This window comes from Streptomyces sp. NPDC111516, assembly GCF_055635345.1.
Genome location: NZ_JBVKBV010000003.1, coordinates 262,491 through 286,225, shown reverse-complemented (window position 1 = coordinate 286,225; position 23,735 = coordinate 262,491). Strand labels below are relative to the sequence as shown.

The 23,735-nt window shown below is 68.1% G+C and carries 26 protein-coding genes; 12 read left to right on the top strand and 14 right to left on the bottom strand.

Going from position 1 to position 23,735, the window contains the following annotated elements:
- Window positions 1-34: 34 nt before the first annotated feature.
- From ACZ7L9_RS09275 to ACZ7L9_RS09260, 4 genes are all read right to left on the bottom strand, one after another.
- A complete protein-coding gene (locus ACZ7L9_RS09275; RefSeq protein WP_266747352.1) occupies window positions 35-472 on the bottom strand; it encodes an SsgA family sporulation/cell division regulator in 438 nt (145 codons plus the stop codon).
- 101 nt (window positions 473-573) lie between these two features.
- Complete coding sequence (locus ACZ7L9_RS09270; protein WP_471413897.1) at window positions 574-1,344, bottom strand: IclR family transcriptional regulator; 771 nt, start codon at window positions 1,342-1,344, stop codon at window positions 574-576.
- Between the two features lie 245 nt (window positions 1,345-1,589).
- Window positions 1,590-1,802: a DUF5326 family protein gene (locus ACZ7L9_RS09265; protein WP_471413895.1), complete on the bottom strand. Its 213-nt coding sequence runs from the start codon at window positions 1,800-1,802 to the stop codon at window positions 1,590-1,592.
- Window positions 1,803-1,966: 164 nt separating this feature from the next.
- A complete protein-coding gene (locus tag ACZ7L9_RS09260; RefSeq protein ID WP_266747350.1) occupies window positions 1,967-2,284 on the bottom strand; it encodes a cupin domain-containing protein in 318 nt (105 codons plus the stop codon).
- Window positions 2,285-2,352: 68 nt separating this feature from the next.
- Between ACZ7L9_RS09260 and ACZ7L9_RS09255 the strand changes: the two genes are divergently transcribed.
- The 4 genes from ACZ7L9_RS09255 (at window position 2,353) to ACZ7L9_RS09240 (ending at window position 5,561) form a co-directional block, all read left to right on the top strand.
- Window positions 2,353-2,730: a phage holin family protein gene (locus tag ACZ7L9_RS09255; RefSeq protein ID WP_471413893.1), complete on the top strand. Its 378-nt coding sequence runs from the start codon at window positions 2,353-2,355 to the stop codon at window positions 2,728-2,730.
- 66 nt (window positions 2,731-2,796) lie between these two features.
- Window positions 2,797-3,927 carry a cystathionine gamma-lyase gene (locus tag ACZ7L9_RS09250; protein ID WP_471413891.1) on the top strand — a complete coding sequence of 377 codons (1,131 nt, stop codon included), beginning with the start codon at window positions 2,797-2,799 and terminating at the stop codon, window positions 3,925-3,927.
- 194 nt (window positions 3,928-4,121) lie between these two features.
- Entirely contained in the window at window positions 4,122-5,018 is an 897-nt protein-coding gene (locus tag ACZ7L9_RS09245) for a LysR family transcriptional regulator (RefSeq protein WP_471413890.1), read from the top strand.
- Between the two features lie 63 nt (window positions 5,019-5,081).
- Entirely contained in the window at window positions 5,082-5,561 is a 480-nt protein-coding gene (locus ACZ7L9_RS09240) for an NUDIX domain-containing protein (protein WP_471413888.1), read from the top strand.
- Window positions 5,562-5,614: 53 nt separating this feature from the next.
- Here the strand turns inward: ACZ7L9_RS09240 and ACZ7L9_RS09235 are convergent, their stop codons facing one another.
- Window positions 5,615-6,793 (bottom strand): globin domain-containing protein, encoded by a 1,179-nt coding sequence (locus ACZ7L9_RS09235; RefSeq protein WP_471413886.1) that lies wholly within the window; start codon window positions 6,791-6,793, stop codon window positions 5,615-5,617.
- A gap of 441 nt (window positions 6,794-7,234) precedes the next feature.
- On the opposite strand from ACZ7L9_RS09235, the gene ACZ7L9_RS09230 reads away from it, so the two are divergent.
- Complete coding sequence (locus ACZ7L9_RS09230) at window positions 7,235-8,104, top strand: GNAT family N-acetyltransferase (RefSeq protein WP_471413885.1); 870 nt, start codon at window positions 7,235-7,237, stop codon at window positions 8,102-8,104.
- A 170-nt stretch (window positions 8,105-8,274) separates the two neighbouring features.
- Here the strand turns inward: ACZ7L9_RS09230 and ACZ7L9_RS09225 are convergent, their stop codons facing one another.
- Window positions 8,275-9,486: an MFS transporter gene (locus ACZ7L9_RS09225; RefSeq protein WP_471414125.1), complete on the bottom strand. Its 1,212-nt coding sequence runs from the start codon at window positions 9,484-9,486 to the stop codon at window positions 8,275-8,277.
- Window positions 9,487-9,623: 137 nt separating this feature from the next.
- Here ACZ7L9_RS09225 and ACZ7L9_RS09220 point away from each other — a divergent pair, with 137 nt between their 5' ends.
- A complete protein-coding gene (locus tag ACZ7L9_RS09220; RefSeq protein ID WP_471413883.1) occupies window positions 9,624-10,091 on the top strand; it encodes a MarR family winged helix-turn-helix transcriptional regulator in 468 nt (155 codons plus the stop codon).
- A gap of 81 nt (window positions 10,092-10,172) precedes the next feature.
- Window positions 10,173-10,625: a GNAT family N-acetyltransferase gene (locus tag ACZ7L9_RS09215; protein ID WP_471413882.1), complete on the top strand. Its 453-nt coding sequence runs from the start codon at window positions 10,173-10,175 to the stop codon at window positions 10,623-10,625.
- 392 nt (window positions 10,626-11,017) lie between these two features.
- Here ACZ7L9_RS09215 and ACZ7L9_RS09210 read toward each other — a convergent pair whose 3' ends face one another.
- Window positions 11,018-12,400, bottom strand: a complete 1,383-nt coding sequence (locus tag ACZ7L9_RS09210; RefSeq protein ID WP_471413880.1) for a serine hydrolase domain-containing protein — start codon at window positions 12,398-12,400, stop codon at window positions 11,018-11,020.
- A gap of 98 nt (window positions 12,401-12,498) precedes the next feature.
- On the bottom strand, window positions 12,499-13,083 hold the full coding sequence (locus ACZ7L9_RS09205) for a dihydrofolate reductase family protein (RefSeq protein ID WP_471413878.1): 585 nt from the start codon (window positions 13,081-13,083) through the stop codon (window positions 12,499-12,501).
- Window positions 13,084-13,206: 123 nt separating this feature from the next.
- Here ACZ7L9_RS09205 and ACZ7L9_RS09200 point away from each other — a divergent pair, with 123 nt between their 5' ends.
- A complete protein-coding gene (locus ACZ7L9_RS09200) occupies window positions 13,207-13,806 on the top strand; it encodes a TetR/AcrR family transcriptional regulator (RefSeq protein WP_471413876.1) in 600 nt (199 codons plus the stop codon).
- A 153-nt stretch (window positions 13,807-13,959) separates the two neighbouring features.
- Here ACZ7L9_RS09200 and dnaB read toward each other — a convergent pair whose 3' ends face one another.
- Complete coding sequence (dnaB, locus tag ACZ7L9_RS09195) at window positions 13,960-15,420, bottom strand: replicative DNA helicase (RefSeq protein ID WP_471414124.1); 1,461 nt, start codon at window positions 15,418-15,420, stop codon at window positions 13,960-13,962.
- Between the two features lie 476 nt (window positions 15,421-15,896).
- Between dnaB and ACZ7L9_RS09190 the strand changes: the two genes are divergently transcribed.
- Window positions 15,897-17,234, top strand: a complete 1,338-nt coding sequence (locus ACZ7L9_RS09190) for an MATE family efflux transporter (RefSeq protein ID WP_471413875.1) — start codon at window positions 15,897-15,899, stop codon at window positions 17,232-17,234.
- 90 nt (window positions 17,235-17,324) lie between these two features.
- On the opposite strand, the gene rplI is transcribed toward ACZ7L9_RS09190, so the two are convergent.
- From rplI to rpsF, 4 genes are all read right to left on the bottom strand, one after another.
- The gene (gene rplI, locus ACZ7L9_RS09185) at window positions 17,325-17,771 is read right to left on the bottom strand and encodes a 50S ribosomal protein L9 (RefSeq protein ID WP_266747338.1); all 447 of its coding nucleotides are present in this window, start codon (window positions 17,769-17,771) and stop codon (window positions 17,325-17,327) included.
- 18 nt (window positions 17,772-17,789) lie between these two features.
- Entirely contained in the window at window positions 17,790-18,026 is a 237-nt protein-coding gene (rpsR, locus tag ACZ7L9_RS09180; protein ID WP_003967857.1) for a 30S ribosomal protein S18, read from the bottom strand.
- Window positions 18,027-18,069: 43 nt separating this feature from the next.
- Complete coding sequence (locus ACZ7L9_RS09175) at window positions 18,070-18,672, bottom strand: single-stranded DNA-binding protein (protein WP_471413872.1); 603 nt, start codon at window positions 18,670-18,672, stop codon at window positions 18,070-18,072.
- A gap of 74 nt (window positions 18,673-18,746) precedes the next feature.
- Window positions 18,747-19,037, bottom strand: a complete 291-nt coding sequence (gene rpsF, locus ACZ7L9_RS09170) for a 30S ribosomal protein S6 (protein ID WP_015609864.1) — start codon at window positions 19,035-19,037, stop codon at window positions 18,747-18,749.
- Between the two features lie 276 nt (window positions 19,038-19,313).
- Here rpsF and ACZ7L9_RS09165 point away from each other — a divergent pair, with 276 nt between their 5' ends.
- The 3 genes from ACZ7L9_RS09165 (at window position 19,314) to ACZ7L9_RS09155 (ending at window position 22,107) form a co-directional block, all read left to right on the top strand.
- A complete protein-coding gene (locus tag ACZ7L9_RS09165; RefSeq protein ID WP_471413870.1) occupies window positions 19,314-19,634 on the top strand; it encodes a hypothetical protein in 321 nt (106 codons plus the stop codon).
- Window positions 19,635-19,851: 217 nt separating this feature from the next.
- Window positions 19,852-20,970, top strand: a complete 1,119-nt coding sequence (locus tag ACZ7L9_RS09160) for a lipid II:glycine glycyltransferase FemX (RefSeq protein ID WP_471413868.1) — start codon at window positions 19,852-19,854, stop codon at window positions 20,968-20,970.
- Between the two features lie 105 nt (window positions 20,971-21,075).
- Window positions 21,076-22,107 carry an alanine racemase gene (locus ACZ7L9_RS09155; RefSeq protein WP_093895066.1) on the top strand — a complete coding sequence of 344 codons (1,032 nt, stop codon included), beginning with the start codon at window positions 21,076-21,078 and terminating at the stop codon, window positions 22,105-22,107.
- Between the two features lie 56 nt (window positions 22,108-22,163).
- Here the strand turns inward: ACZ7L9_RS09155 and ACZ7L9_RS09150 are convergent, their stop codons facing one another.
- Entirely contained in the window at window positions 22,164-23,657 is a 1,494-nt protein-coding gene (locus ACZ7L9_RS09150; RefSeq protein WP_471413865.1) for a glycosyltransferase family 87 protein, read from the bottom strand.
- Window positions 23,658-23,735 lie beyond the last annotated feature (78 nt).

Sequence of the window (23,735 nt, the reverse complement as noted above, 5' to 3'; positions counted from 1 at the left end):
TCGACCTGCCGGCCGGTCTGCGACCCCGTGCTCTTCAGCCGGCGTTCTGTTCCTCGGCGAGGATCCGGCCCAGTGCCTCTTCCAGATTGCCCTCGAAGTCACCCAGCGTGCACTCCTGCCCGAGCGGCACGAGTTTGTCCGTCCGATCGAGAAAGGCAACAAGTGGCGCGGTACCAGCCCGGAAGAGGGCGCGATCCTCGCCCACCTGAAGCCGGATATGCACATCGGAAAGCCCCTCGGGCTCCGTGGGTCCGATGTGCACATCGCCGTCGCCACTGGGGCTGTTGAGGCCGTCGAGCAGCAGCTCACGGCCGAATGCCCAGGTGACGGGGGCGTCGCCGGGCAGATGGAAGGTCATCCGGATCGCATACGGATCACACACTTCGTACCGGAGCTCCACCGGGATCCGGAAAGAGAGCTCCTCGGAAACGAGGAAGCTCATCATGACCTCAGCTTGAACCGACTCGCGCATCGTCCAACCCCGCAGTAGATGAATCTGGCCAGGAATGATCCCCCATGGCCCTATTGACGCCATCGTGGTGCACGCGATAGCAGATCACAAGGAGTGATTTTTCAGATACTGATAGAGAACACGAACGAACGCAAGAGGCTGGCCACTTCGCCACGTAGTTGTTCGACTGCGGGGAGCAATCGGTCTTCCTGCTCCAGGGGGACCGAAATGGCCATCGCGGCGGCGGTGAAACCGGCAGTGATCGGGATGGCCGCGCAGACCGTCCCCAGGGCGTACTCCTGTCGTTCGATGACAGGTTCCATTCGTTCCAGCGACCGCAACCGCTCAAGGAGCGTCACGCGGTCCCTCACCGAGTAGCGGGTCAGCGGCCGTACCGGATGCCGGTCCAGATGATCCTCGCGGGCCTTCTCGTCGAGTTGACTCAGCAGACACTGACCGATCGCATGGGCGTGCCCGGTCTCCCGGAAGGATGCCCACTCGTCCACCGCGGGGATGGCTGGGGTCTCGGCGACGGCGACGAGTTCGATCTCGCCCTCGCGGTAGACGGCGCAGTACACCGGTGCGCCGATGGTGTCGCGCCAGCGGCTCAGCGACTCCGTCATTCTGCTGCGCCGATTCTGCACGGAACCTTCACCGGCCAGGCGCTCAGCGGCGGCTCCGAAGAGGAACACGCCGTTCTCCCGGCGTAGATAGCCCTCATGGGCCAGGGTGCGCAGCAGATGGTAGGCGGTGGGAAGGGGAAGGCCCGCTTCCCTGGCCAACTGCTTCGCGGGCGCCCCGTCTCGGTGGGCACCCACAGCTTCCAGCAGCCTCAGCGCTCGCTGAACCGAACCGATCAACGTCGGGACAGCAGTGCTCGATGCCGTGGTCAACGATCACCCCCAGGCATGGTGACGGGCGGTCAGCCCGCCTGTGGGGGCCGCCCCCACAGACCGCCGCATGACTGGGGTTCGGGGACCGAACGCCGTGCAAACCACTGGTGAGGTTGGTGACGGACAGTAGATTCCCAGGTGGTGGCGGCGGACTGCCACCATATCGGCCGCATCCGCGAGGAGGGTCGTTTCGTCTTCTGTTTTAGCTCGGCTGGGCTAATCGCCCCGGCCGCCTTCCGATCGTCCTACCAGTCGCCGCGCGAGGAGGACGACGACATGAACTTGCGTACGACGAAGACGAGTCCGCCGACCAGGATCACGAAGACGAGAACCTTGAAGAGCAGACCGATCACGAACCCGACCACGCTGGCGATCAGGCCGCCGAACACGATGATCGCGATGACCGGCACCGCGATCCACTTCACCCACCAGGGCATCCCCGCGAATATCTCCCGCACGGCCATCGTCCTTGCCTCATCTCTGTGAGTTCCTGTTGCGCTGCTTCGATACCTCGATGCTAGAGGCGCGGAGGGGGTCGGCGGGGGAACCGCAGCCCTTGAAGTCCCCTGATCGACCCCCTAGGGATCCCTGATACCGGAGCCCGGTCCTCCGGGAGCGCGGCTCAGCTCTCCGGCGGCGAGAAGACCACCATGACCCGCAGGTCCTCGGTGATGTGGTGGAACTTGTGGGCCACCCCGGCGGGGACGTACACCACGCTCCCTCTTCCCACCTGTGTGGTTTCCATGCCGACCGTGATCGAGGCACGGCCGCTGACGATGAAGTAGACCTCGTCCTCCTTGTGCGGCTGCTGCGGGTCGAGATCGCCGGCGTCGAGTGCGTACAGGCCGACGGACATGTTCCGTTCCTTCACGAACTGCAGATACGCGCCGTCGTTCGCGGCCCGTTCCGCCTCCAGCTCGTCCAGTCTGAATGCCTTCATGGCCCGTCCGCCCCTTGCCTCTGTCCCGCCGGTGTCCGCCACCGATGCTGTCTGCCACGATCAGACACATGAAGAATTTCGTAGTCAAGACGATCGCCAACGCGGGTGCGCTGGCCGTGGCCATCTGGCTGCTCCCGGACATCACGCTGAGTGGCGGCAGCACCGGGCGCAAGGTACTCACGCTGATCGTGGTCGCCCTGCTGTTCGGCCTGGTGAACTTCGTGGTCAAGCCGGTCGTGAAACTGCTCACCCTGCCGCTCTTCATCCTCACGCTTGGTCTGATCACCCTGGTGGTCAACGCGCTCATGCTGCTGCTGACCTCCTGGCTGGCCGGGCAGTTCAACCTGAGCTTCCACGTCCACGGTTTCTGGACCGCCGTACTCGGCGGCCTGATCATCTCGATCGTGTCGTGGGCGCTGAACGTCGTCCTGCCCGACGAGGACTGACCCGACACCTGTGGCGACAGTGCAGTGCGGACCGATGGCGCACCGGGGAGAGAAGTGAGGAACGGTATGAGCGCCCTGGGTGACGGAACCCGAGCGGTACGGGCCGGGCTGCCCGAACCGGAGCAGTTCGAGCCGACGCTGCCCGGGCCGGCCTTCGCCGCACACTTCCATCTCTCCGGTGAACCGATCGGCCCGTACACCTATGGTCGGGACACCAATCCGACGTGGACCCACCTGGAGCGCGCCATCGGCGAGCTGGAGGCGCCGGGCGAGCCGGTCGAGACGACCGTGTTCGCCTCCGGAATGGCGGCGGTATCGGCGGTGCTGCTGTCCCAGGCGCGCACCGGCGACGTGGTCGTGCTGCCCGACGACGGATATCAGGCGCTGCCGCTGGTGCGTGAGCAGTTGGAGGCGTACGGCGTCGAGGTACGGACCGCACCTACCGGCGGCGATGCCCAGCTGGCGGTCCTCGACGGCGCCAAGCTGCTGTGGATCGAGACGCCGTCCAATCCGGGGCTCGATGTCTGCGACGTACGTCGGCTCGTCGGGGCCGCGCACGCGGCCGGCACGCTGGTGGCCGTCGACAACACCCTCGCCACACCGCTCGGCCAGCGCCCACTGGAACTGGGGGCCGACTTCTCCGTGGCCAGTGACACCAAGGGCATGACCGGGCACGGAGACATCCTGCTCGGCCATGTGACCTGCCGCGATCCGGAGCTGGCAGCCGGGGTACGGCGCTGGCGCAAGGTCGTCGGCGCGATCCCTGGACCGATGGAGGCCTGGCTCGCGCACCGTTCGCTGGCCACGCTGGAGCTGCGGATCGACCGGCAGTGCGCCACCGCCCTGACCCTGGCCGAGGCGCTCGGCAAGCGCCAGGGGGTGACCGGTCTGCGGTATCCCGGGCTGCCCACCGACCCTTCGTATCCGAACGCCGTACGGCAGATGCGGCGCTTCGGCTCCGTGGTGTCGTTCGTGCTGCCCGACCGTGAGCGGGCCGAGCGCTTCCTGACCGAGCTGCGCCTGGTCGACGACGCGACGAGTTTCGGCGGCGTGCGCTCCACCGCGGAACGGCGGGCGCGCTGGGGCGGTGACGCCGTACCGGAGGGCTTCATCCGCTTCTCGGTCGGTGCCGAGAGCCCGGACGACCTGGTGGCCGACGTGGCACGGGCCCTGGACGCGGCGCTCGGCGAGAGCTGAGCCGGCACGGCGGTACGAACGGTCCGAGCCTCCCCCCTCGTGGCTCGGACCGTCCCGGTTCTCCATACGAAGAACCGCCTGAACAAGGCTAATTGACTCTCCGTCAGTGTCCAATCACAGTAGCGACAGCGACCTATCGACATATTTATAGTTGTACGGGACCGAAGCGTCGCAAGGGCGGGAGGGGACAGGACATGGACCTGGCCCTGCTGCGCACTTTCGTCACGGTGCACCGAGCCGGCTCCTTCACCAGGGCCGCCGCCCTGCTCGGCCTCTCCCAGCCCGCGGTCACCTCACAGATCCGCACCCTGGAGCGGCAGCTGGGCCGCCCGCTCTTCCTGCGCCGGGCCCGCGGCGTGACCCCGACGACCATCGGCGACGAACTCGCGCACCGGGCAGCTCCCCATCTGGACGCGCTGATCGAGATCGCCGAGACCGAGCTCGACGAGGAATCGGGCGTACGGACCCTGCATCTGGCCGGACCGCCAGAATTCACGTCGGCGCGCGCCCTGCCGGCACTCACCCCGCTCATCGCCCAGGGCCTGGCGTTGCGCAGTTCGTTCTTCACCGACGCCGAGGAGACGCTGGAGGGGCTGGCCGCCGGCCACCATGACCTGGCCATTGCCACGGCCCGTCCGCGCGGTGAGCTGCTCACCGCGACGCCGCTCTGCGACGAGGAGCATGTACTGGTCGCCGCGCCGCGCTGGGCCGGGCGCCTGGGACCCGGGACCCTGCGGCACAAAGGGCCCGTGGTGCTGAACCAGCTGCCGATCGTGGAGGTGCACGAGAGTCTGCCGCTGGTCTCCCGCTACTGGGCCGCCGTGTTCGACAGCCGGCCCGCCGTCGCGGGAACCGTCATCGCACCGGATCTCCGGGCGGTCCTCGAATGCACGGCGGCGGGTGCCGGGCTCGCCGTACTGCCGCGCTATCTGTGCGTGGGGGCGCTGGAACGGGGCGAGGTGGTGGCGCTCCTCGATCCTCCCGTGCCTCCGCTGCGCACCTACTTCCTGGCCGTGCGGACCGGCACGCTCGCACTGCCGCACATCGCGCGGGCGCACGAGTGGCTGCTGCGCGCTGCCGCCGACTGGTGAGCGCAGGGCGGTCCGGCGCGGGTCAGGTGTTTCAGAACCGGTTCCGTGGGCCACTCTCTTGCCATGACCGAACGTCCCGTGGTCAAGCGCACCGCACGCGCCATCCTGCTCGACGGCAACGACCTCATCCTTATCAAGCGCACCAAGCCCGGGGTGGATCCGTACTGGCTCACACCGGGCGGCGGGGTCGAGCCCGAGGACGCGACCGTCGTCGACGCCCTGCACCGCGAGCTGGACGAGGAGCTCGGCGCCAAGATCACCGATGTGGTCCCCTGCTTCGTCGACACCGTGGAGCACATCGAGGGCGGCGGAGTGAAGGGCGTGAAGGTCCAGCACTTCTTCGTCTGCCGGCTGGAGTCCATGGACCTGTCCCGGCGCCACGGCCCGGAGATCGACGATCCCTGCGGGGACTACGACGTCGTACGGGTGCCGTTCAGCCGGATGGGGATCGCTGCGGTTCATCTCGTACCGCTGTCGCTGCGGCACTACCTGGACGGCAATATCGAGGGTGTACGAGCGATGCACGCCCCTGACCTGGGCTGACCGGCTGCCGCTCGTCGTGGCCGAGGCCGGTGGGTCGGTCGCTGCTCATCGAATCAGGCGGGGCCGGGGGCCGCCAGTTCCTCGACGGAGTCGTGCCGGATGAGCTCGGCCGGCATGCCGATGCCCCTGAGCACGTCCACACTGCTGCGGATCATGCCGGGCGGGCCGGAGAGATACGCGTCGTACTCGTGCCACGGCCCGCACGCGCGCACCGCCTCGGGCAGCAGCCCCTTCAGACCGCCCTCCGTTCCCGGGCCGGTGGAGACCACCGGCCGCACCGCGAGCCAGGGATAGGTCTTCTGGAGCCGCATCATCGTGTCGATGTCGTACAGATCGTGATCGCTGCGCGCCCCGTAGAACACCTCCACGGGACGCCGGTCGCCGTGCTCGGCGACGTCCTCGACGAGCGCCTTGATGGGCGCGATGCCCGTGCCACCGCCCAGGCAGAGCAGACCGCTGTGGGTGGAATGGTCGACCGTCATCGAACCGGTGGGCGGGCCGAGGCGCAGGATGTCGCCGGGGCGAGCCCGGTGCACCAGCGCGTTGGAGACCCAGCCGGCCGGGACCGCCTTGACGTGGAAGGTGAGCAGACCATCCGGGCGGGGCGCCGAGGCGAAGGAGTAGTGCCGCCAGTTCCGGGGCCACCAGGGGGTCTCCATCGCCGCGTACTGGCCTGCGAGGAAGGGGTAGGACTGGTCGGGACGGACCGTGAAAACCGCTATGTCACGGGTCCTGAGGTCGTGCGAGACGACCTCCGCGCGCCACCGGGCGGGAGCCCACAGCTCGGCCTCGGCTGCCGCATCGATCATGATCTGCGATATCGCGGTGTAGGCACGGACCCACGCCGCTTCGGCCTCCGCGTCCCAGGTGATGGTCGCGTAGCGGCTCAGCGCCCCGAGGAGCGCCTCGCCCACTGCGGGATAGTGCGCGGGCCGTGTGCCGTACTTGCGGTGGCCCCGGCCCAGTTCACCGAGGTACTCGGCCAACGCGCGAGGGTCGTCCAGCCGGTCGGCAGCGGTGAGGATCGCACGGAAGAGGCGATCGCGCTGGACATCCATCGCGACCGGGAACAGGGCACGCAGATCGGGGTGCCGGATGAAGAGCAGGGCGTAGAAGTACGAGGTTGCCTGGTCCGCGACGGGCGCGACCTCGGTCAGCGTGCGGTGGATCAAGGTCGCGTCGGGAGATCTGCCCGTTCCGTCTTCGGTCCACCTGGTGGCCGGAGCATCCATGCTGTGCCTCGCCTCGAACGTCTTCTGGTGGCCTTACGCACCCACGCGGCCCGCTGTCCCCGCCTGCGGGCGCAGTCGGGTTCTGCTTCTGCTTGCGGTCATCGGCCGTCGCCCGACCACGGTCCCTCGCCCCAGCATGCCTTGCCCGGGACACGGACCGACCGCCCACGCCGGGACGGCCGCAGAGGGACACGCACTGTACGCGGGGGCTGGGCCGTTTCGTTCCGATCACCGTGTGGGACGGACGGCGCCTGCGATGCGGGTCCCGCCAGGCGAGTCGGCCGGGGCGGCGCTTCCTGCTCAGCGGTCTCGTCCTGGCGCTCGGTACGCCGTGGCCGTGTGGCGCTGTACGGAAAACCCACCGTATTGATGTCGACACCATGAAGCCGGAGCGGGTAAAGGGGTGGACGAGCGATCACCGCATCGGACAGCCTGGCCCTCATGAGCGTCCCGCAGTCCCGTCCACTCGCCGCGTCACCTGTCCGACGTCTCAGCCTGGGCGACCTGGTCGCCTGCGCCGACCTCTGCGAGAACCGGGGCTGGCCACGCGATGAGCACCGATGGGGCCTGCTGCTCTCCGCAGGAACCGGCTACGGCCTGGACGATCCCGGCGGCGAGGGACTGATGGCCACTTGTGTGGTGACCTCCTACGGACCGCGACTGGCTGCCATCGGCATGCTGCTCGTCGCCGAGCGCTACGCGCGGCAGGGGGTGGCCCGGCAGCTGATGCGTCATGTGATCGACCGGGCCGCGGACACGCCCCTCAGCCTGTACGCGACACCTGCGGGGCAACCCCTCTACGAACAGCTCGGGTTCTCCGTCGTGGGCCGCGTCGAGCGGGTCACCGGGTTCTTCCGGCCGGACGGCGACGCAGCGTGCGCCGCGGTCATACGCCCGGCCACGGCAAAGGACCTGCAAGCCATCGTCCGGCTGGACTCGGATGTCTTCGGCACGGACCGGACACATGTCCTCGCCCGGCTGCCCGCGTATGCCGACCACATCCGAATCGCGGAGGACGGCGGAAAGCTCATCGGTTACGCGGCGACCTGGCCGAGCGACCGTACGCATGTGGTCGGCCCGCTGGTCGCCCCCGACACCGCCACGGCTCAGGCCCTCGTCACCTCGCTGGCCGAGGCGACTGATCTGCCGTTGCGCGCGGACATCGACACACGCCATGCGGATCTGCTCGCCTGGTTCAAGGAGTGCGGTCTGCAGGCGGGCTCCGGAACCACGGTGATGACGTATGGGACTTCGGACCTGCCGGGCGACTGGACCCGTCGCTACGCTCCGCTGACCGTGGCGACGGGCTGACGCACCCGGCTCGGCGAATCGACGGGCTGAGGGCCGCCGCTTTGAGCACTGCCGCATCCGGGAACGTCAGCGGGTGGCCGGGACAGTGAGGGTGCTCAAGGGGTGACTCCGTGGCGCGACGCGGTGCGGTACGGGCGGGGCCCTGATGCGTAGGGGCGGTGCGACAGCGGTCAGCGGTGGGCCGCGGTTGCCGCAAGTGGTTCCTGGCTGTGCTGGGCGACGAGTCGGCTGCGGGTGACCGTGCGACGTTCCAGAACGCCGGAGACGACCGCGAGAACCAGGGCGGAAGCGGCCAGCGCGGCGCCGACCCAGTTGGGCGCGGTGTAGCCGAGGCCGGCTGCGATGACGAGGCCGCCGAGCCAGGCCGACAGCGCGTTGCCCAGGTTGAAGGCACCGATGTTGACGGCGGATGCGAGGGTCGGAGCACCGGAGGCCTGGTCGAGCACCCGCTTCTGCAACGGCGGCACGGTGGCGAAGCCCAGGCCCCCGATCAGCACGATGGTGACGGCCGCCGCGATCTTGTTGTGGGCGGTGAGGGTGAACAGGGCCAGGACCACGGCAAGGGCGCCCAGCGACACGTACAGGATCGGCAGCGGATGGCGGTCTGCGTACCTGCCGCCGAGCAGGTTGCCGCCCACCATGCCCAGCCCGAAGAGGACCAGCAGCCAGGTGACGGAGGACGCCGAGTATCCGGCGATCCCGGTCATCATCGGGGTGATGTAGGTGATCGCGGCGAAGACTCCGCCGAAGCCCAGCACGGTCATCGCCATGGCGAGCAGGACCTGCACATTGCGGAACGCGGCCAACTCGTGGCGGAGCCGTACGCCTTCGGGCCGGGGCTGTTCGGGGACGAGTGCGGCCACACCGAGAAGACCGACGACTCCGAGCGCGGCGACGACGAAGAACGTGATCCGCCAGCCGACGCTCTGTCCGATGTAGGTGCCCAGCGGTACGCCGACGACATTGGCGACGGTGAGGCCGGTGAACATCATGGCGATCGCGCCGGCCTTCTTCTGCGGGGCGACCAGATCGGCGGCCACGACCGATCCGATGCCGAAGAAGGCACCGTGGGCGAGTGAGGCGATCACGCGGCCGGCGAGCATCACGCCGAAGACCGGGGCAACGGCGGAGACGGCATTGCCCGCGATGAACAGCCCCATCAACAGCATGAGCATGCGCTTGCGGGTGACGCGGGTGCCGAGAACCGTCATCAGCGGGGCGCCGAGGACGACCCCGAGGGCGTATCCCGTGACGAGGAATCCTGCGGTCGGGATCGAGACCTGGAAGTCCGAGGCAACCTCGGGGAGCAGCCCCATGATCACGAACTCGGTGGTTCCGATACCGAAAGCCCCGATGGCAAGGGCGAGGAGCGCGAGCGGCATGGGTGTCACTTCCGTCATTGTGTCTGCGTGTTACAAGCGTTGACAATAATTGCAGACGCTCTTTACCTGCAAGCGCGTGCTATTGCAGGGGTCGCCTATCCTGGACACAAGCAGCTCCGAGACGGAGGAGAGACTTCATGACAGCGACAGACCCCGCGCTGACCGCCCTGTCCCAGGGCTGGTGCGCGCTCTCCTTGCTCCACGGGAAGATCGAGGCCCGTATCGAGCGTGCCCTGCAGACCGGTCACGGGCTCAGCGTGCGGGAGTACTCCCTGCTCGACGTCCTGAGCCGGCAGCACAGCGGCCCCGGTGGCCATCTCCAGATGAAGCAGGTCGCGGACGCCGTCGTCCTCAGTCAGAGCGCCACCACCCGCCTGGTCACCCGGCTCGAGGACCGCGGACTGCTGACCCGGTATCTCTGCGACACCGATCGCCGCGGCATCTACACCGACGTCACCGAGGCCGGCCTCGCCCTGCTCACAGAGGCCCGGTCGACCAATGACACCGCGCTGCGCGCCGCACTCGACGAAGCCGCCAGGAACCCCGAGCTGTCCCCGCTCGTCCGGGCTGTCGAAGAGCTCAAGGCCCCCGCATCCGTCGCGTGAGTCGCCGCGCAACCGTGACCGGTCCCCGCACAGGCCGGAGAATCGCCGCGCCATGCTCATGGGCTGCGTAGTGTGCTGATCATGAGTGATCTGGAAATACGCCTCGCGGCCCTCACCGACATCCCCGCGATCGTGGCCATGCTCGCCGACGATCCACTCGGTGCACAGCGTGAGTCACCGGACGACCTCGCCCCGTACCGCACCGCGTTCCGGCGGCTGGCGGACGACCCGAACCAGCACCTGGTCGTCGCCGTGCGCGGGGACCGCGTCGTCGGAACCCTGCAACTGACCGTGATCCCCGGACTCTCCCGGCGTGGCTCGACCCGCTCGGTCATCGAGGGCGTCCGCGTCCACGCCGACGAACGCGGCAGCGGTCTCGGCACCCGGCTGATCGAATGGGCCGTGGACGAATCCCGGCGCCGGCACTGCCAGTTGGTCCAGTTGACTTCCGATGCGACCCGGACCGATGCTCATCGCTTCTACGAGCGGCTCGGTTTCACCGCCAGCCACGTGGGCTTCAAGCTCGCGCTCTGACCGCGGCCAGACGCCGCACCTTCCTCAAGCACCTGGCGGACGACGGCCATGGGCTGGACGAGCAACGGCTCGCCGACGCCGAACAGCAGACCCTTGCCGCGCTTACGGCCTGACCCACGATTCGCAGCGAACTCTCCGTGGCCGCATACCGACATCACCGTGTTCCCCGGCAAGAAGTGCGAGGGAGTGCAGGGTGTCGCCTCCCGTGTCATCCGGATCCTGGCAGCCGAAGGCCGCATCCGCCGGGACCGGCCGCGTGCACGGATCACGCCGCGCTTCCGCACCCCATTGGAACGGGGGTTGACGCCCTCGGCCCCTGCCGTTTCACGTGAAACGGCAGGGGCCGGGGGCGTGGTACTCAGGCCACGCGACGTTCTCAAGTGGCGTGGCGCTCAGGCTCCGAGGCCTCGCCAGCCAGCTTCGTCCACACCGCCGGGAATGGCCGCCGCGGGGTCGTACGGCTCCCGCGTGAAGACGAACGAACCGAGATCGAGATGGTTCACGCTGCCGTCGTCGTTCCGGACGACGCGCAGCGTCTCCCCCGCGTAATAGCCGTTGAGACCGACCCAAGTGTCGTCGGGCCGTGCGGTGAAACGGGCACCCCGGCCATTGCCTCGCAGGGGCTGAAGCTCCAGCCCACCGTCCGAGGTCAGTCGCACGACGTTCGCGTGCGTGCCCCAGTACCAGGGACCGGTCAGCGCGAGAAGCTCCGCGTCCGCCCCGGGCAGGGGGCGCCAGGGCTCCGGAATGCGAGGCTCGGCCTCGGCGACGATCTTCACGAGGTCGGCGGCAACACCCCCGATCATCGGCCCGGACGTGGTGTTGGTGAGAACGACGGCCGTCACATCGTCCTCGACACTGAACCACAACGCCGCCAGGAAGCCGGGCAGCGAGCCCGTGTGCCCGAAGAGCGTGCGGCCGCCCGTCCGCACAAGCTGAAGACCCAGGCCGTAATGCGACTCCCAGTCGCCGGACTCGGTCGGTGCGGACGGTTCACGCATCTGTTCCACGGAGGCGGTACAGAGCACCCGGTCGTCTCCTTCGGCGAGAAAGGCCGCGAAGCGGAGAAGGTCGCCGGTGGTGGACCAGAGCTGACCGGCCGGGGCCATCAGCCCGAGATCCTCGGTCGGCTCAGGCAGCATGACATCGGCCCAGGGGTGCACTGCCCAGCCGCCTGCGTGCGGTGCCTGCGGCTGGGGGCTCGTACGGTGCATGCCGAGCGGTTCCAGGATCTCGCGTCGCAGCACCTCAACCCAGCTCGCCCCGCGCACCTTCTCGACCAGCGCGCCCAGCAGGGTGTAGCCAGGGTTCGAGTAGTGGTGACGGCGGCCCGGGGCGTGCATCCTCGTCTGCTCACCGAGTACGTCGGCGAGCTCGGGCCGCAGCGCACCCGGGGTCCTCTCCCACCAGGGGGCGGGCGACTCGGCGCCCAGTCCCGCGCTGTGGCCCAGGAGTTGGTGAACAGTGACTCCACCGACGCCCGTGCCGGGCAGATGCTTCTCCAGCGGGTCGCCCAGGTCCAGAAGTCCCTCGTCGCGCAACCGCAGGACCAGCACCGCGGTGAACGTCTTGGTGATCGAGCCGATCCTGAACTGTGTGTCGGCGTCGGGGGCGTGGTCGTCCACGCAGCTGCGGGAGCCACTCCAGACGGTCTGCCCCCGCCTCTGCACCGCGGCGACGAGCGAGGGCGCGCGGCCTTCCGACTGCGCGGTGGCGATGCGGTGCAGCAGAGCACGCTGCGTACCGGGGAGCAACTGTTCAGATGGGGAAGTCATGTTCAACAACTACCCGCAGAACCCGGGCTGTGGCGAACGCATTTCACAGCACCTGAACCATGCCCCGCCACCGCCGCCGTCACAGCCATACCGCCCTGTCAGCGCGTCCGGCTGTAGGTCCTGACCAGGGTGCCGTTGTCGAAGACGCGAACCGAGTCCAGCGCGAACGCGGTGGGCGCGAAATCCGAGCCGAACATCGGCATGCCCGAACCGTAGACGATCGGGTATGTCTTGATCACCAACTCGTCGATCTCGTCGATCAGCTCTCCGGCGAGCCGGGAGCCGCCGCAGAGCCAGATTCCGAGCTCGCTGTCCTCCGCCTTGAGTTCCCGGACCCTTGCGACCACGTCGTCGGACACGAGCTCGACGTTCGGGTCGGGTGACTCCTTGAGGGTCCGCGAAGCCACGAGCTCGCGCAGCTGGGCGTACGGGCTGGTGATGTTGACGTCCAATGCCAGTTGGTAACTGGCCCGCCCCTGGATCACGGTGTCGAACCGCTGGTTCTCGACGTCGTGCCAACCGAGCGCGGCGCGCCCCTCGGCCGAGATCGTTTCCGGATAGTGCGTCTTCAGGAATTCCAGGAACTCCTCGCCCACGAACTGGAGCATGGACGACGCGTCTCCGCTCGGATCTCCGATGAAACCGTCGATGGAGCAGGCGATGTAGTAGGTCAGCTTTCGCACAGGATCCCCGTTCCGTCGCGGCGTATCGGAGCCACGACCACTTCACCTAGAGTGCTCCATGCGTAGTGGTTACGCAATCCCTTTCCGGGAAAGATCCGAAGAGAAGATGAGGGAGGCCCACGCATGGCCAAAAACCCCGAGCGCAGAACAGCGCTCGTCGATGCAGCCATCGAAGTGCTGGCGGACAAGGGGGCGCGGGGGCTCACGTTCCGCGCCGTCGATGCACGCGCCGGCGTCCCCGTGGGCACGTCGTCCAACTACTTCGCCAACCGCGACGACCTGTTCATGCAGGCGGCCGCCCGTATCACCGTCCGCATGACACCCGATCCGGCCAAGGTCGAGCAGGCCATGCGCCCGGCGCCCTCGCGTGCGCTGGTCGCCGACCTGATGCGTTGGCTGGTGCAGCGCATGGGCGACGACCGCACCGGCTACCTCGCCATGCTGGAACTCCGCCTGGAGGCAACCCGTCGGCCGGCGCTCCGCGACCGTCTGACGGAGACCGTCCGCGCCAACGTCGACGAGAGTGCCCGGTTCCACCGGGCGGCGGGCCTGCCGGGCGACGCGGACGCCTTCCTGGTCCTGTACCTGGCCATGACGGGCCTGCTGCTGGAGCACTTCACCCTGCCCGCCGTTCTCACCGGCCCCGAGAGCGGTTTCCGGCCCGAAGCCACGGTGGACCGGCTGGTGGAGCTGGTGGTCACGCGTGTCATCCCGCCGTCCTGAGCCACTCAGGTCCAGTCGTCCGCAGGACGGCAGGGGTGCGGCCTTGCCTGCTCGGTGCGGTGGCTTCCTGCGCCGCGAGAGGGCGAAGGCGGATCTTGTGGGTGTGAGCCCATCGGCCCCTGTCCGAGGTGCTCCTCGGCAAGGAGGCCGCGCTCAGGTCTGTGCCATGTCCACGAATCGCGAGTAGTGGCCCTGGAAGGCCACGGTGATCGTCGCCGTCGGGCCGTTACGGTGCTTGGCCACGATCAGGTCGGCCTCGCCGGCGCGGGGGGACTCCTTCTCGTAGGCGTCCTCGCGGTGCAGCAGGATCACCATGTCGGCGTCCTGCTCGATGGACCCGGATTCACGCAGGTCGGAGACCATGGGCTTCTTGTCCGTGCGCTGCTCGGGGCCACGGTTCAGCTGGGAGAGCGCGATGACCGGGAGCTGCAGCTCCTTCGCGAGCAGCTTGAGGTTTCGGGACATGTCCGAGACCTCCTGCTGGCGGCTCTCGGCGCGCTTCGATCCGCCGGACTGCATCAGCTGCAGATAGTCGATGACCACGAGTTTGAGGTCGTTGCGCTGTTTGAGGCGACGGCACTTCGCCCGGATCTCCATCATGGAAAGGTTCGGGGAGTCGTCGATGTAGAGGGGGGCGGCCGAGACATCCGGCATCCGGCGGGCCAGCCGCGTCCAGTCCTCATCGGTCATGGTGCCGGAACGCATGTGGTGCAGCGCCACCCGTGCCTCGGCCGACAGCAGTCGCATCGCGATCTCGTTGCGCCCCATTTCGAGGGAGAAGATCACGCTGGGCAGGTTGCTCTTGATCGAACAGGCCCGCGCGAAGTCCAGCGCCAGCGTGGACTTACCCATGGCCGGGCGGGCCGCGATGACAACCATCTGGCCCGGGTGCAGGCCGTTCGTCAGGGCGTCGAGGTCGGTGAAGCCGGTCGGCACCCCGGTCATCTCGCCGCTGCGCGAACCGATCGCCTCGATCTCGTCGAGAGCGCCCTCCATGATGTCGCCGAGCGGCAGGTAGTCCTCGCTGGTGCGCTGCTCGGTGACGGCGTAGATCTCGGCCTGCGCGGAGTTCACGATGTCGTCGACATCGCCGTCGGCCGCGTATCCCATCTGCGTGATCTTCGTCCCGGCTTCGACGAGCCGCCTCAGGACAGCGCGTTCGTGGACGATCTCCGCGTAGTACGAGGCGTTGGCCGCGGTCGGCACGGACTGGACGAGGGTGTGCAGATAGGGAGCTCCGCCCACCTTGGTGATCTCACCACGCTTGACCAACTCGGCGGCCACCGTGATCGGGTCGGCCGGCTCGCCCTTGGCGTAGAGGTCGAGGATCGCCTGGTAGACGGTCTCGTGCGCGGGGCGGTAGAAGTCGTGGCCCTTGATGATCTCCACGACATCGGCGATGGCGTCCTTCGACAGGAGCATGCCGCCGAGGACCGACTGTTCGGCATCGAGGTCCTGGGGCGGGACCCGCTCGAAACCGGGGGAGCCGCCCTCCCATCCACCGCTCTCCCTGCCGCGTTCATGCTGTTCCGTGCGGTCCCTGCGTTCGCCGCGGCGCTGGCGGGTGACGGGCAGACGGTCGCTGGGACCGGTGTCGGCCCAGGGGTCGTCCAAAGGCTCGGGAATGCTCACCCGGCCGCCTCCTCCCGTCCGCTCCGCGGACCTCGCCGTGCCACTCTTTCTTACGGCACAGCACCGACAAACAAGACGCCCGACTCCGGTTCCGGCGCGACGAGTTCTGCGGGTTCCAAGGCCGAAACGGGGTGCGGGCGCCGGACCACGTTAGGCCGCTCAGCACCGTCAGCCAATCTGGTTATCCACAGGGCATGTGGACGACCGGCCAGATGCTGTGGAGAACTCCGCAGAACCTGTGCACGGAACGGGGGACAGCGCTGTGGACAAACTCATAGCACCCGCACCAGCAAGGCTCTGACCTGGACTTTCTCCGTCCACGGGCTGTGGGGGAGAAAAACTTTCCGAGTCGGCACAAGATCACGACAAACAGCGCACCGGAGAACGCCGACCGTGAGTAAATGTAAGGACTGCTTCTTCATTGCATCCATTACCTGTGGAAGATTAGATTGACCCCCATGACCCAGGCCCCGGCAACCTCTCCGCCCAGCCGTCGACGGCACGACCGCGAGATCATCTCGCTTGCCGTCCCTGCCTTCGGCGCACTCGTCTCCGAGCCGCTCTTCGTGATGGTCGACAGTGCCATCGTCGGCCATCTCGGCACACCGCAGCTGGCTGGTCTGGCCGTCGCCGCCGCTCTGCTGACCACCGCCGTCAGCGTCTTCATCTTCCTCGCGTACGCCACCACCGCGGCAGTGGCGCGACGGGTCGGTGCGGGCGATCTGGCCTCCGCGATCCGCCAGGGCATGGACGGTATCTGGCTTGCCCTCCTGCTCGGCATCGTCGTCATCGCCCTCGCGCTCCCCGCGGCACCCTGGCTCGTGGACATCTTCGGCGCCTCCGACCGCGCGGCACCCTATGCCACCACGTACCTCAGGATCTCCAGCCTCGGCATACCGGCCATGCTCATCGTGATGGCCGCGACCGGCGTACTCCGCGGCCTCCAGGACACCAGAACCCCGCTCTATGTCGCCGTCGGAGGCTTCGCGGCCAACGGAGCCCTCAACGCGGGACTCGTCTACGGCGCCGGCCTCGGCATCGCCGGGTCGGCCTGGGGCACCGTGATCGCACAGGTCTCCATGGCCGCCGCCTACCTGGTCGTGGTGGTACGTGGAGCGCGGCGGCACGGCGCCTCGCTGCGTCCCGACGCCGCAGGCATCAGGGCCAGCGCCCAGGCGGGCGTTCCGCTGCTGGTCCGTACGCTGTCGCTCCGCGCCGTCCTGCTGATCGCCACAGCCGTCGCCGCCCGGCTCGGCGACGCCGAGATCGCCGCGCACCAGATCATCCTCTCGCTCTGGAGCCTGATGGCCTTCGCTCTCGACGCCATCGCCATCGCGGGGCAGGCCATCATCGGCCGCTATCTGGGAGCCGATGACGCCAAGGGGGCACGCGAGGCATGCCGCCGCATGGTGCAGTGGGGCATCGCTTCCGGGTTGGTGTTCGGGGCACTGATCGTCCTTGCCCGGCCACTGTTCGTCCCCTTGTTCACCGGCGACCGGTCCGTACAGGACACGCTGCTCCCGGCGTTGCTGGTGGTGGCCCTGTCCCAGCCGATCGCGGGCGTGGTCTTCGTCCTGGACGGAGTACTGATGGGCGCCGGAGACGGGCGGTATCTGGCCTGGGCCATGCTCATCACACTGGCCGTCTTCGCCCCGGTAGCTCTACTGGTACCGGTATTCGGCGGCGGCCTGACCGCGCTGTGGTGGGCGATGGCCCTGATGATGACCGTCCGCATGGCCACGCTCTGGCTGCGCACCCGGTCGGGCCGGTGGATCGTCACCGGCGCCACCCGCTGAGCCAGCGGGCGACGCCCCGTTTCACGTGAAACAGTGAAGGGCCGTACCCCGCGGGGTACGGCCCTTCACCTGCTCTGGTGAGCTGTGCCCTTAGGCAGCAACGACCTCGATGCCGAGCTGAGCAGCGACCTCGGGGTGCAGACGCACGGACACCTGGTGTCCGCCGAGCGTCTTGATCGGCGAGCCGAGCTCGACGCGCCGCTTGTCGACGTCGGGGCCACCGGCAGCCTTGATCGCCGAGGCGATGTCGGCCGGGGTCACGGAGCCGAAGAGACGGCCGGCGTCGCCGGAGCGAACAGCCAGACGGACCTTCACGGCCTCGAGCTTGGTCTTGATCTCGTTGGCCTGCTCGATCGTGGCGATCTCGTGGATCTTGCGGGCGCGGCGGATCTGCGCCACGTCCTTCTCGCCACCCTTGGTCCAGCGGATGGCAAAGCCCCGCGGAACCAGGTAGTTACGGGCGTACCCGTCCTTGACGTCGACGACGTCGCCCGCAGCACCGAGGCCGGAGACCTCGTGGGTGAGGATGATCTTCATGATTCGGTCACCCTTCCCTTATCGCGCGGTGGACGTGTAGGGCAGCAGCGCCATCTCACGGCTGTTCTTGACTGCCGTGGCGACGTCACGCTGGTGCTGCGTGCAGTTGCCGGTCACGCGGCGGGCACGGATCTTGCCGCGGTCGGAAATGAACTTCCGCAGCATGTTCGTGTCCTTGTAGTCCACGTACTGGGTCTTGTCCTTGCAGAACGCGCAGACCTTCTTCTTAGGCTTGCGCACAGGCGGCTTCGCCATGGTGTTTCTCCTGTGTGATCAAGAAGTGGGGGTACGAGCCGCCCTAGAAGGGAGGCTCGTCCGAGTAGCCGCCGCCGGAGCCGCCGGAGCTTCCGCCCCAACCGCCTCCACCTTGCTGGCCCCCGCCCTGCTGACCGCCGGACGGCGCGCTCGTGGCCCAAGGGTCGTCGGCGGGAGCGCCGCCGCCACCCTGCTGGCCACCGCCACCGGGACCGCCGCCCCAGCTGCCGCCGCCCTGCTGGCCACCGCCGTATCCACCCTGGCCGCCCTGACCACCGCGACCGGTGGTCTTGGTGACCTTGGCCGTGGCGTTCTTGAGGCTGGGGCCGACTTCCTCGACGTCCAGCTCGTAGACCGTGCGCTTGACGCCCTCGCGGTCTTCGTACGACCGCTGCTTCAGCCGGCCCTGCACGACTACGCGCATGCCTCGCTGAAGCGACTCGGCGACGTTCTCCGCCGCCTGCCGCCAGACCGAGCAGGTGAGGAACAGGCCTTCGCCGTCCTTCCACTCATTGGTCTGCCGGTCGAAGATGCGGGGAGTGGACGCGACACGGAACTTCGCGACCGCCGCACCGGACGGGGTGAAGCGCAGCTCGGGGTCGTCGACGAGATTGCCGACGACCGTGATGACGGTCTCGCCTGCCATGGGTGAACCTCTCGGCGGGGATTGCTTCTGGCTGCTTGCTGCTACTCGAACCCGATGACCGCTGAGCTAGACGCTCAGTGGATCTCGGGACGGAGGACCTTGGTCCGGAGGACCGACTCGTTCAGGTTCATCTGGCGGTCGAGCTCCTTGACGACCGCAGGCTCGGCCTGCAGGTCGATGACCGAGTAGATGCCCTCGGGCTTCTTCTTGATCTCGTAAGCGAGACGACGACGGCCCCAGGTGTCGACCTTCTCAACCTTTCCGTTGCCCTCACGGACGACGGAGAGGAAGTTCTCGATCAGCGGGGAGACAGCGCGCTCCTCGAGATCGGGGTCGAGGATGACCATCACCTCGTAGTGACGCATGTGGAACCCACCTCCTTTGGACTCAGCGGCCACGGTCGTTCCGTGGCAGGAGGGTCGTGATGCGTAAGCATCGGTGTCTCCGAGTAAAACAGCCGCCACTGACAACGCCCTCCATCGAGAGGGGCTGAGATGCTGGCCTGGGCAGACACCGGTGCAGACCGTACAGAGTACCCGCACACCGGCTTCCGGTTGAAATCCGGTGCCCAGGAGACGCAATCTGGACACATCGGGTGTGAGTGGCGCCACAACGCGCCACCTTCCGGCCAGGAGGTCTCCATGGCACAGGACATACGATCCCGTCCCCGTCCCCGGGTTTCTCTTCTCGCCACGGACGGCAGGCCCCATCCGCTCCAGGCGACCCTGGTGGCGGTGACGCTCGTCCTCGGGGCGCTCGCCTTCGTGACGGCGATGTTCCACAACCTGCATCTGGTCAGTTCGTGGGCCGGACTCATCGGAATCCTGACGGCGGCGTACGGGCAGTACATCTCGGTGACCACACGCGAGCGGTTCCCCCTGATCATCGGCATGGGCGCGTGCGCCATCGGGTTCTTCCTGGGCATGGCCCACGGCGGCCTCTTCGGCGGCGTAGTGGGCTGATCCGAGACAGACACAACCAGACACAACCGGACACAGCCGGTAACGCGAGGCCCGGCGCAAGGAAGGGACAGGGCCCTGCCGGTCTGTCCCTTCCAGCCCGGGACGGACCGGCAAGGCCCCATAGGGCCAGACGGGGCGCTCCCCGGTCACAGTAGGCTTCGGCGCGAGAGCCGGAGCCCCTGACCGATGGGGACACACCTGCCGAGGAGCGCCCCGCATGAGCCTGACCCTGAGGACCATCAGCCGAGAGCAGCATCTGGCATACATCCAGAATCTGCCCGCGGCGAGTCACATGCAGGTCCCGGCATGGGCAGACGTGAAGGCCGAGTGGCGCTCGGAGAGCCTGGGCTGGTTCGACAAGAACGGACAGCTCGTCGGCGCCGGCCTGGTGCTCTACCGGCAGTTGCCCAAGATCAAGCGCTATCTGGCCTACCTGCCCGAGGGCCCGGTCATCAACTGGTACGCCCCGAACCTGAGCGACTGGCTGCAGCCGATGCTGGCGCATCTCAAGCAACAGGGCGCCTTCTCCGTGAAGATGGGCCCGCCGGTCGTCATCCGTCGCTGGGACGCGGCCGCCATCAAGTCGGGCATCCAGGACCCGGACGTGAAGCGGCTGCGCGACGTCGAGGCCACCCACATCGAACCGCGTGCCTTCGAAGTCGCGGACCGGCTGCGGAAGATGGGCTGGCAGCAGGGCGAGGACGGCGGCGCCGGTTTCGGTGACGTACAGCCCCGCTACGTCTTCCAGGTGCCGCTGGCGAACCGCTCGCTCGAAGACGTCCACAAGGGCTTCAACCAGTTGTGGCGACGCAATATCAAGAAGGCCGAGAAGGCCGGCGTCGAGGTCGTCCAGGGCAGCTATGCGGAGCTCGCCGAGTGGCAGCGGCTGTACGAGATCACGGCGGAACGCGACCACTTCCGGCCGCGTCCGCTGGGCTACTTCGAGCGCATGTGGACGGCCCTCAACAACGAGGACCCCAACCGGATGCGGCTGTACTTCGCCCGGCACGAGGGCGAGAACGTCGCGGCCGCGACCATGCTGATCGTCGGTGGGCACGTCTGGTACTCGTACGGCGCGTCCGCCAACCACAAGCGCGAGGTCCGGCCCTCGAACGCGATGCAGTGGCGGATGCTGCGCGACGCGTACGCCATGGGGGCCACCGTCTACGACCTGCGCGGCATCTCCGACTCGCTCGACGAGACCGACCACCTTTTCGGCCTGATCCAGTTCAAGGTCGGCACCGGCGGGCAGGCTGCCGAGTACCTCGGCGAGTGGGACTTCCCGCTCAACAAGCTGCTGCACAAGGCGCTCGACATCTACATGTCGCGCCGCTGATACGCGTCGTCCCACTGACGAAACCGGCTTCATTGGTTTCAATGGGGACTTCGACTCCGTACACCTCCCACACACCGCAGCCACCAGAAGGGTTCCGGACCGGCCATGGCGCTCTCCCTCTACGTCGACACCGCGCGCTGGCGGGCGCACCAGAAATCCGTCCTCGACCAGTTCCCCGGCCTCGTCCCGGTCTGCAAGGGCAACGGATACGGCTTCGGTCACGAGCGCCTCGCCGACGAGGCCATCCGCTTCGGCTCCGACATGCTCGCCGTCGGCACCACCTATGAGGCGGCCCGCATAAAGGACTGGTTCAGCGGTGATCTGCTGGTCCTCACCCCGTTCCGCCGGGGCGAGGAGCCGGTGCCGCTGCCCGACCGGGTCATCCGGTCCGTCTCCTCCGTGGACGGCGTGCACGCCCTGGTGGGCGCGCGGGTCGTCATCGAGTGCATGAGCTCGATGAAGCGCCACGGGGTCAAGGAGGAGGAGCTGGGGCAGCTGCACGCCGCCATCGAGGACGTACGCCTCGAAGGCTTCGCCCTGCATCTGCCGCTGGACCGTACGGACGGCTCGGACGCGGTCGAGGAGGTCATCGGCTGGATGGACCGGCTGCGCGCGGCCCGGCTGCCGCTGCACACCATGTTCGTCAGCCATCTGCGCGCCGAGGAGCTGGGCCGGCTCCAGCAGCAGTTCCCGCAGACCCGTTTCCGCGCTCGCATCGGTACCCGCCTTTGGCTCGGCGACCACGAGGCGACGGAGTACCGGGGCGCCGTTCTGGACGTCACACGCGTCGTCAAGGGCGACCGTTTCGGCTACCGCCAGCAGAAGGCCGCCTCGGACGGCTGGCTGGTGGTCGTCGCGGGCGGGACGTCGCACGGTGTGGGCCTGGAGGCCCCGAAGGCCCTGCACGGCGTGATGCCGCGCGCCAAGGGCGTCGCCCGCGCGGGCCTGGCCACCGTCAACCGCAACCTGTCCCCGTTCGTCTGGGCGGGCAAGCAGCGCTGGTTCGCCGAACCGCCGCACATGCAGGTGTCGATCCTGTTCGTCCCCTCGGACGCGCAGGAGCCGAAGGTGGGCGATGAGCTGGTGGCCCATCTGCGCCACACGACCACCCAGTTCGACCGCCTCGTCGACCGCTAGGGCCGCTCGTTTGATCAGGCCGGGGCGCTGTCCGGGAATCCGGAGAGCGCCCCGTCTCAGTCCGCGACCGGACCGTGCGCCGCGCCCCATTCCACCCGCGGCCCCTCCACGGCGGGCACGGCTTGGCGCGGCGGATGCGCCGCCCGCCGCAGTACGAACACGTCCTGGGCGCCGTCGAGCACCCCGCCGGACGGATCGTCCGACCCGTCGCGTCGTACGACGTCCCGCTCCGGCATGAGGATGTCGCGTACGACGACGGCGCAGAGGTACAGCGTGCCGAGCAGATGCAGGATGATCGCCAGCTGGTACCCCTCCGTGGGGAGCCCCTGGTGCTTGTCCCCGCTCGTCGTGTACGCGAGGTACATCCAGATGCCCAGGAAGTACATGACCTCGCACGCCTGCCAGATCAGGAAGTCGCGCCAGCGCGGCCTGGCGAGGGCGGCGAGGGGGAGCAGCCACAGCACATACTGCGGCGAGTAGACCTTGTTGACGAGGATGAACGCGGCGACGACGAGAAAAGCGAGCTGCGCGAAACGAGGCCTGCGCGGCGCCATCAGCGTCAGCGCCCCGATGGCCGCGCACAGCACGAACATCAGCAGGATCGACAGGCGATTGACGGTCGAGACCTCGATCGTGATGCCGGTGCGCTGGGTGATGATCAGCCAGAAGGAGCCGAAGTCGATGCCCCGTTCCTCACTGAATGTGTAGAACTTGTTCCACCCCTCGGGCGCGAGGGCCATCACAGGCAGGTTCACCACCAGCCAGGACGCCGCCGTCCCGAGCGCCGCCAAGCCGAGCTCCCGCCATTTGCCCGCCCGCCAGCACAGCACGAAGACCGGCCCCAGCAGCAGCACGGGATAGAGCTTGGCAGCCGTGGCGAGCCCGATGAGGATGCCGAACGCCACTGCCCGTCCCCGGGCCCACATGAGCATCGCCGCGGCCGTCAGCGCGACGGCCAGCAGGTCCCAGTTGATCGTCGCGGTGAGCGCGAAGGCCGGCGCGAGGGCGACGAGCAGCCCGTCCCAGGGGCGACGCCGGTGCGTACGGGCAACACAGACGGCGATGATCACGGCGCAGATCATCAGCATGCCCGCGTTGACCATCCAGTACATCTGCTCACGGTGCTGAATTGATCCGCCGGGCGTCAGCCAGGACGCGATCTGCATGAACACGCCCGTCAGAACGGGATACTCCAGGTACTGCATGTCGCCGGGCAGCCGGTCGAAGTACGGTACGAGGCCCTCGGAGAAGCCACGTGCCACATAGAGATGCGGAATGTCCGAGTAGCAGGCGTGCGTGTACTGCGAGCCGGCACCCCTGAACCACGCCCAGTTGTAGCAGGGCAGTTTCTGCACCATGCCCAGCGCGAACATCCCGAGGGCCGTCAGCGCGATGACGCCCACGGGAGTGAGTGCCGTGCTGCCGAGCCGTGTCCAGCGCCCTGACCGCCCGCCGATCAGCTCGCTGCCGGCCTCGGCGATCTCGTCCTGGTGCGTGGGCCGTACGACGGGCCGTTCCTCGTGCACACTCGTCTCTTCTGCGCTTGGCATGCCGCTCATCCTGCCGTACGGGACTGTGGGAACGACGAGGGCCGCCGCACCGTGTGGTGCGGCGGCCCTCATGACCAG

Excerpts from the sequence above, each read along its gene's own strand:
- ACZ7L9_RS09210 (WP_471413880.1), bottom strand. The coding sequence starts at position 12,400 with ATGACTTCCCCATCTGAACAGTTGCTCCCCGGTACGCAGCGTGCTCTG.
- ACZ7L9_RS09220 (WP_471413883.1), top strand. The coding sequence starts at position 9,624 with ATGACAGCGACAGACCCCGCGCTGACCGCCCTGTCCCAGGGCTGGTGC.
- rpsF (WP_015609864.1), bottom strand. The coding sequence starts at position 19,037 with ATGCGTCACTACGAGGTGATGGTCATCCTCGACCCCGATCTCGAGGAG.
- ACZ7L9_RS09275 (WP_266747352.1), bottom strand. The coding sequence starts at position 472 with ATGCGCGAGTCGGTTCAAGCTGAGGTCATGATGAGCTTCCTCGTTTCC.
- ACZ7L9_RS09165 (WP_471413870.1), top strand. The coding sequence starts at position 19,314 with ATGGCACAGGACATACGATCCCGTCCCCGTCCCCGGGTTTCTCTTCTC.
- ACZ7L9_RS09175 (WP_471413872.1), bottom strand. The coding sequence starts at position 18,672 with ATGGCAGGCGAGACCGTCATCACGGTCGTCGGCAATCTCGTCGACGAC.
- ACZ7L9_RS09190 (WP_471413875.1), top strand. The coding sequence starts at position 15,897 with ATGACCCAGGCCCCGGCAACCTCTCCGCCCAGCCGTCGACGGCACGAC.
- ACZ7L9_RS09160 (WP_471413868.1), top strand. The coding sequence starts at position 19,852 with ATGAGCCTGACCCTGAGGACCATCAGCCGAGAGCAGCATCTGGCATAC.
- ACZ7L9_RS09150 (WP_471413865.1), bottom strand. The coding sequence starts at position 23,657 with ATGCCAAGCGCAGAAGAGACGAGTGTGCACGAGGAACGGCCCGTCGTA.
- rpsR (WP_003967857.1), bottom strand. The coding sequence starts at position 18,026 with ATGGCGAAGCCGCCTGTGCGCAAGCCTAAGAAGAAGGTCTGCGCGTTC.
- ACZ7L9_RS09260 (WP_266747350.1), bottom strand. The coding sequence starts at position 2,284 with ATGAAGGCATTCAGACTGGACGAGCTGGAGGCGGAACGGGCCGCGAAC.
- ACZ7L9_RS09215 (WP_471413882.1), top strand. The coding sequence starts at position 10,173 with ATGAGTGATCTGGAAATACGCCTCGCGGCCCTCACCGACATCCCCGCG.
- ACZ7L9_RS09200 (WP_471413876.1), top strand. The coding sequence starts at position 13,207 with ATGGCCAAAAACCCCGAGCGCAGAACAGCGCTCGTCGATGCAGCCATC.
- ACZ7L9_RS09230 (WP_471413885.1), top strand. The coding sequence starts at position 7,235 with ATGAGCGTCCCGCAGTCCCGTCCACTCGCCGCGTCACCTGTCCGACGT.
- rplI (WP_266747338.1), bottom strand. The coding sequence starts at position 17,771 with ATGAAGATCATCCTCACCCACGAGGTCTCCGGCCTCGGTGCTGCGGGC.
- ACZ7L9_RS09245 (WP_471413890.1), top strand. The coding sequence starts at position 4,122 with ATGGACCTGGCCCTGCTGCGCACTTTCGTCACGGTGCACCGAGCCGGC.
- ACZ7L9_RS09255 (WP_471413893.1), top strand. The coding sequence starts at position 2,353 with ATGAAGAATTTCGTAGTCAAGACGATCGCCAACGCGGGTGCGCTGGCC.
- ACZ7L9_RS09155 (WP_093895066.1), top strand. The coding sequence starts at position 21,076 with ATGGCGCTCTCCCTCTACGTCGACACCGCGCGCTGGCGGGCGCACCAG.
- ACZ7L9_RS09225 (WP_471414125.1), bottom strand. The coding sequence starts at position 9,486 with ATGCCGCTCGCGCTCCTCGCCCTTGCCATCGGGGCTTTCGGTATCGGA.
- ACZ7L9_RS09250 (WP_471413891.1), top strand. The coding sequence starts at position 2,797 with ATGAGCGCCCTGGGTGACGGAACCCGAGCGGTACGGGCCGGGCTGCCC.
- ACZ7L9_RS09240 (WP_471413888.1), top strand. The coding sequence starts at position 5,082 with ATGACCGAACGTCCCGTGGTCAAGCGCACCGCACGCGCCATCCTGCTC.
- ACZ7L9_RS09235 (WP_471413886.1), bottom strand. The coding sequence starts at position 6,793 with ATGGATGCTCCGGCCACCAGGTGGACCGAAGACGGAACGGGCAGATCT.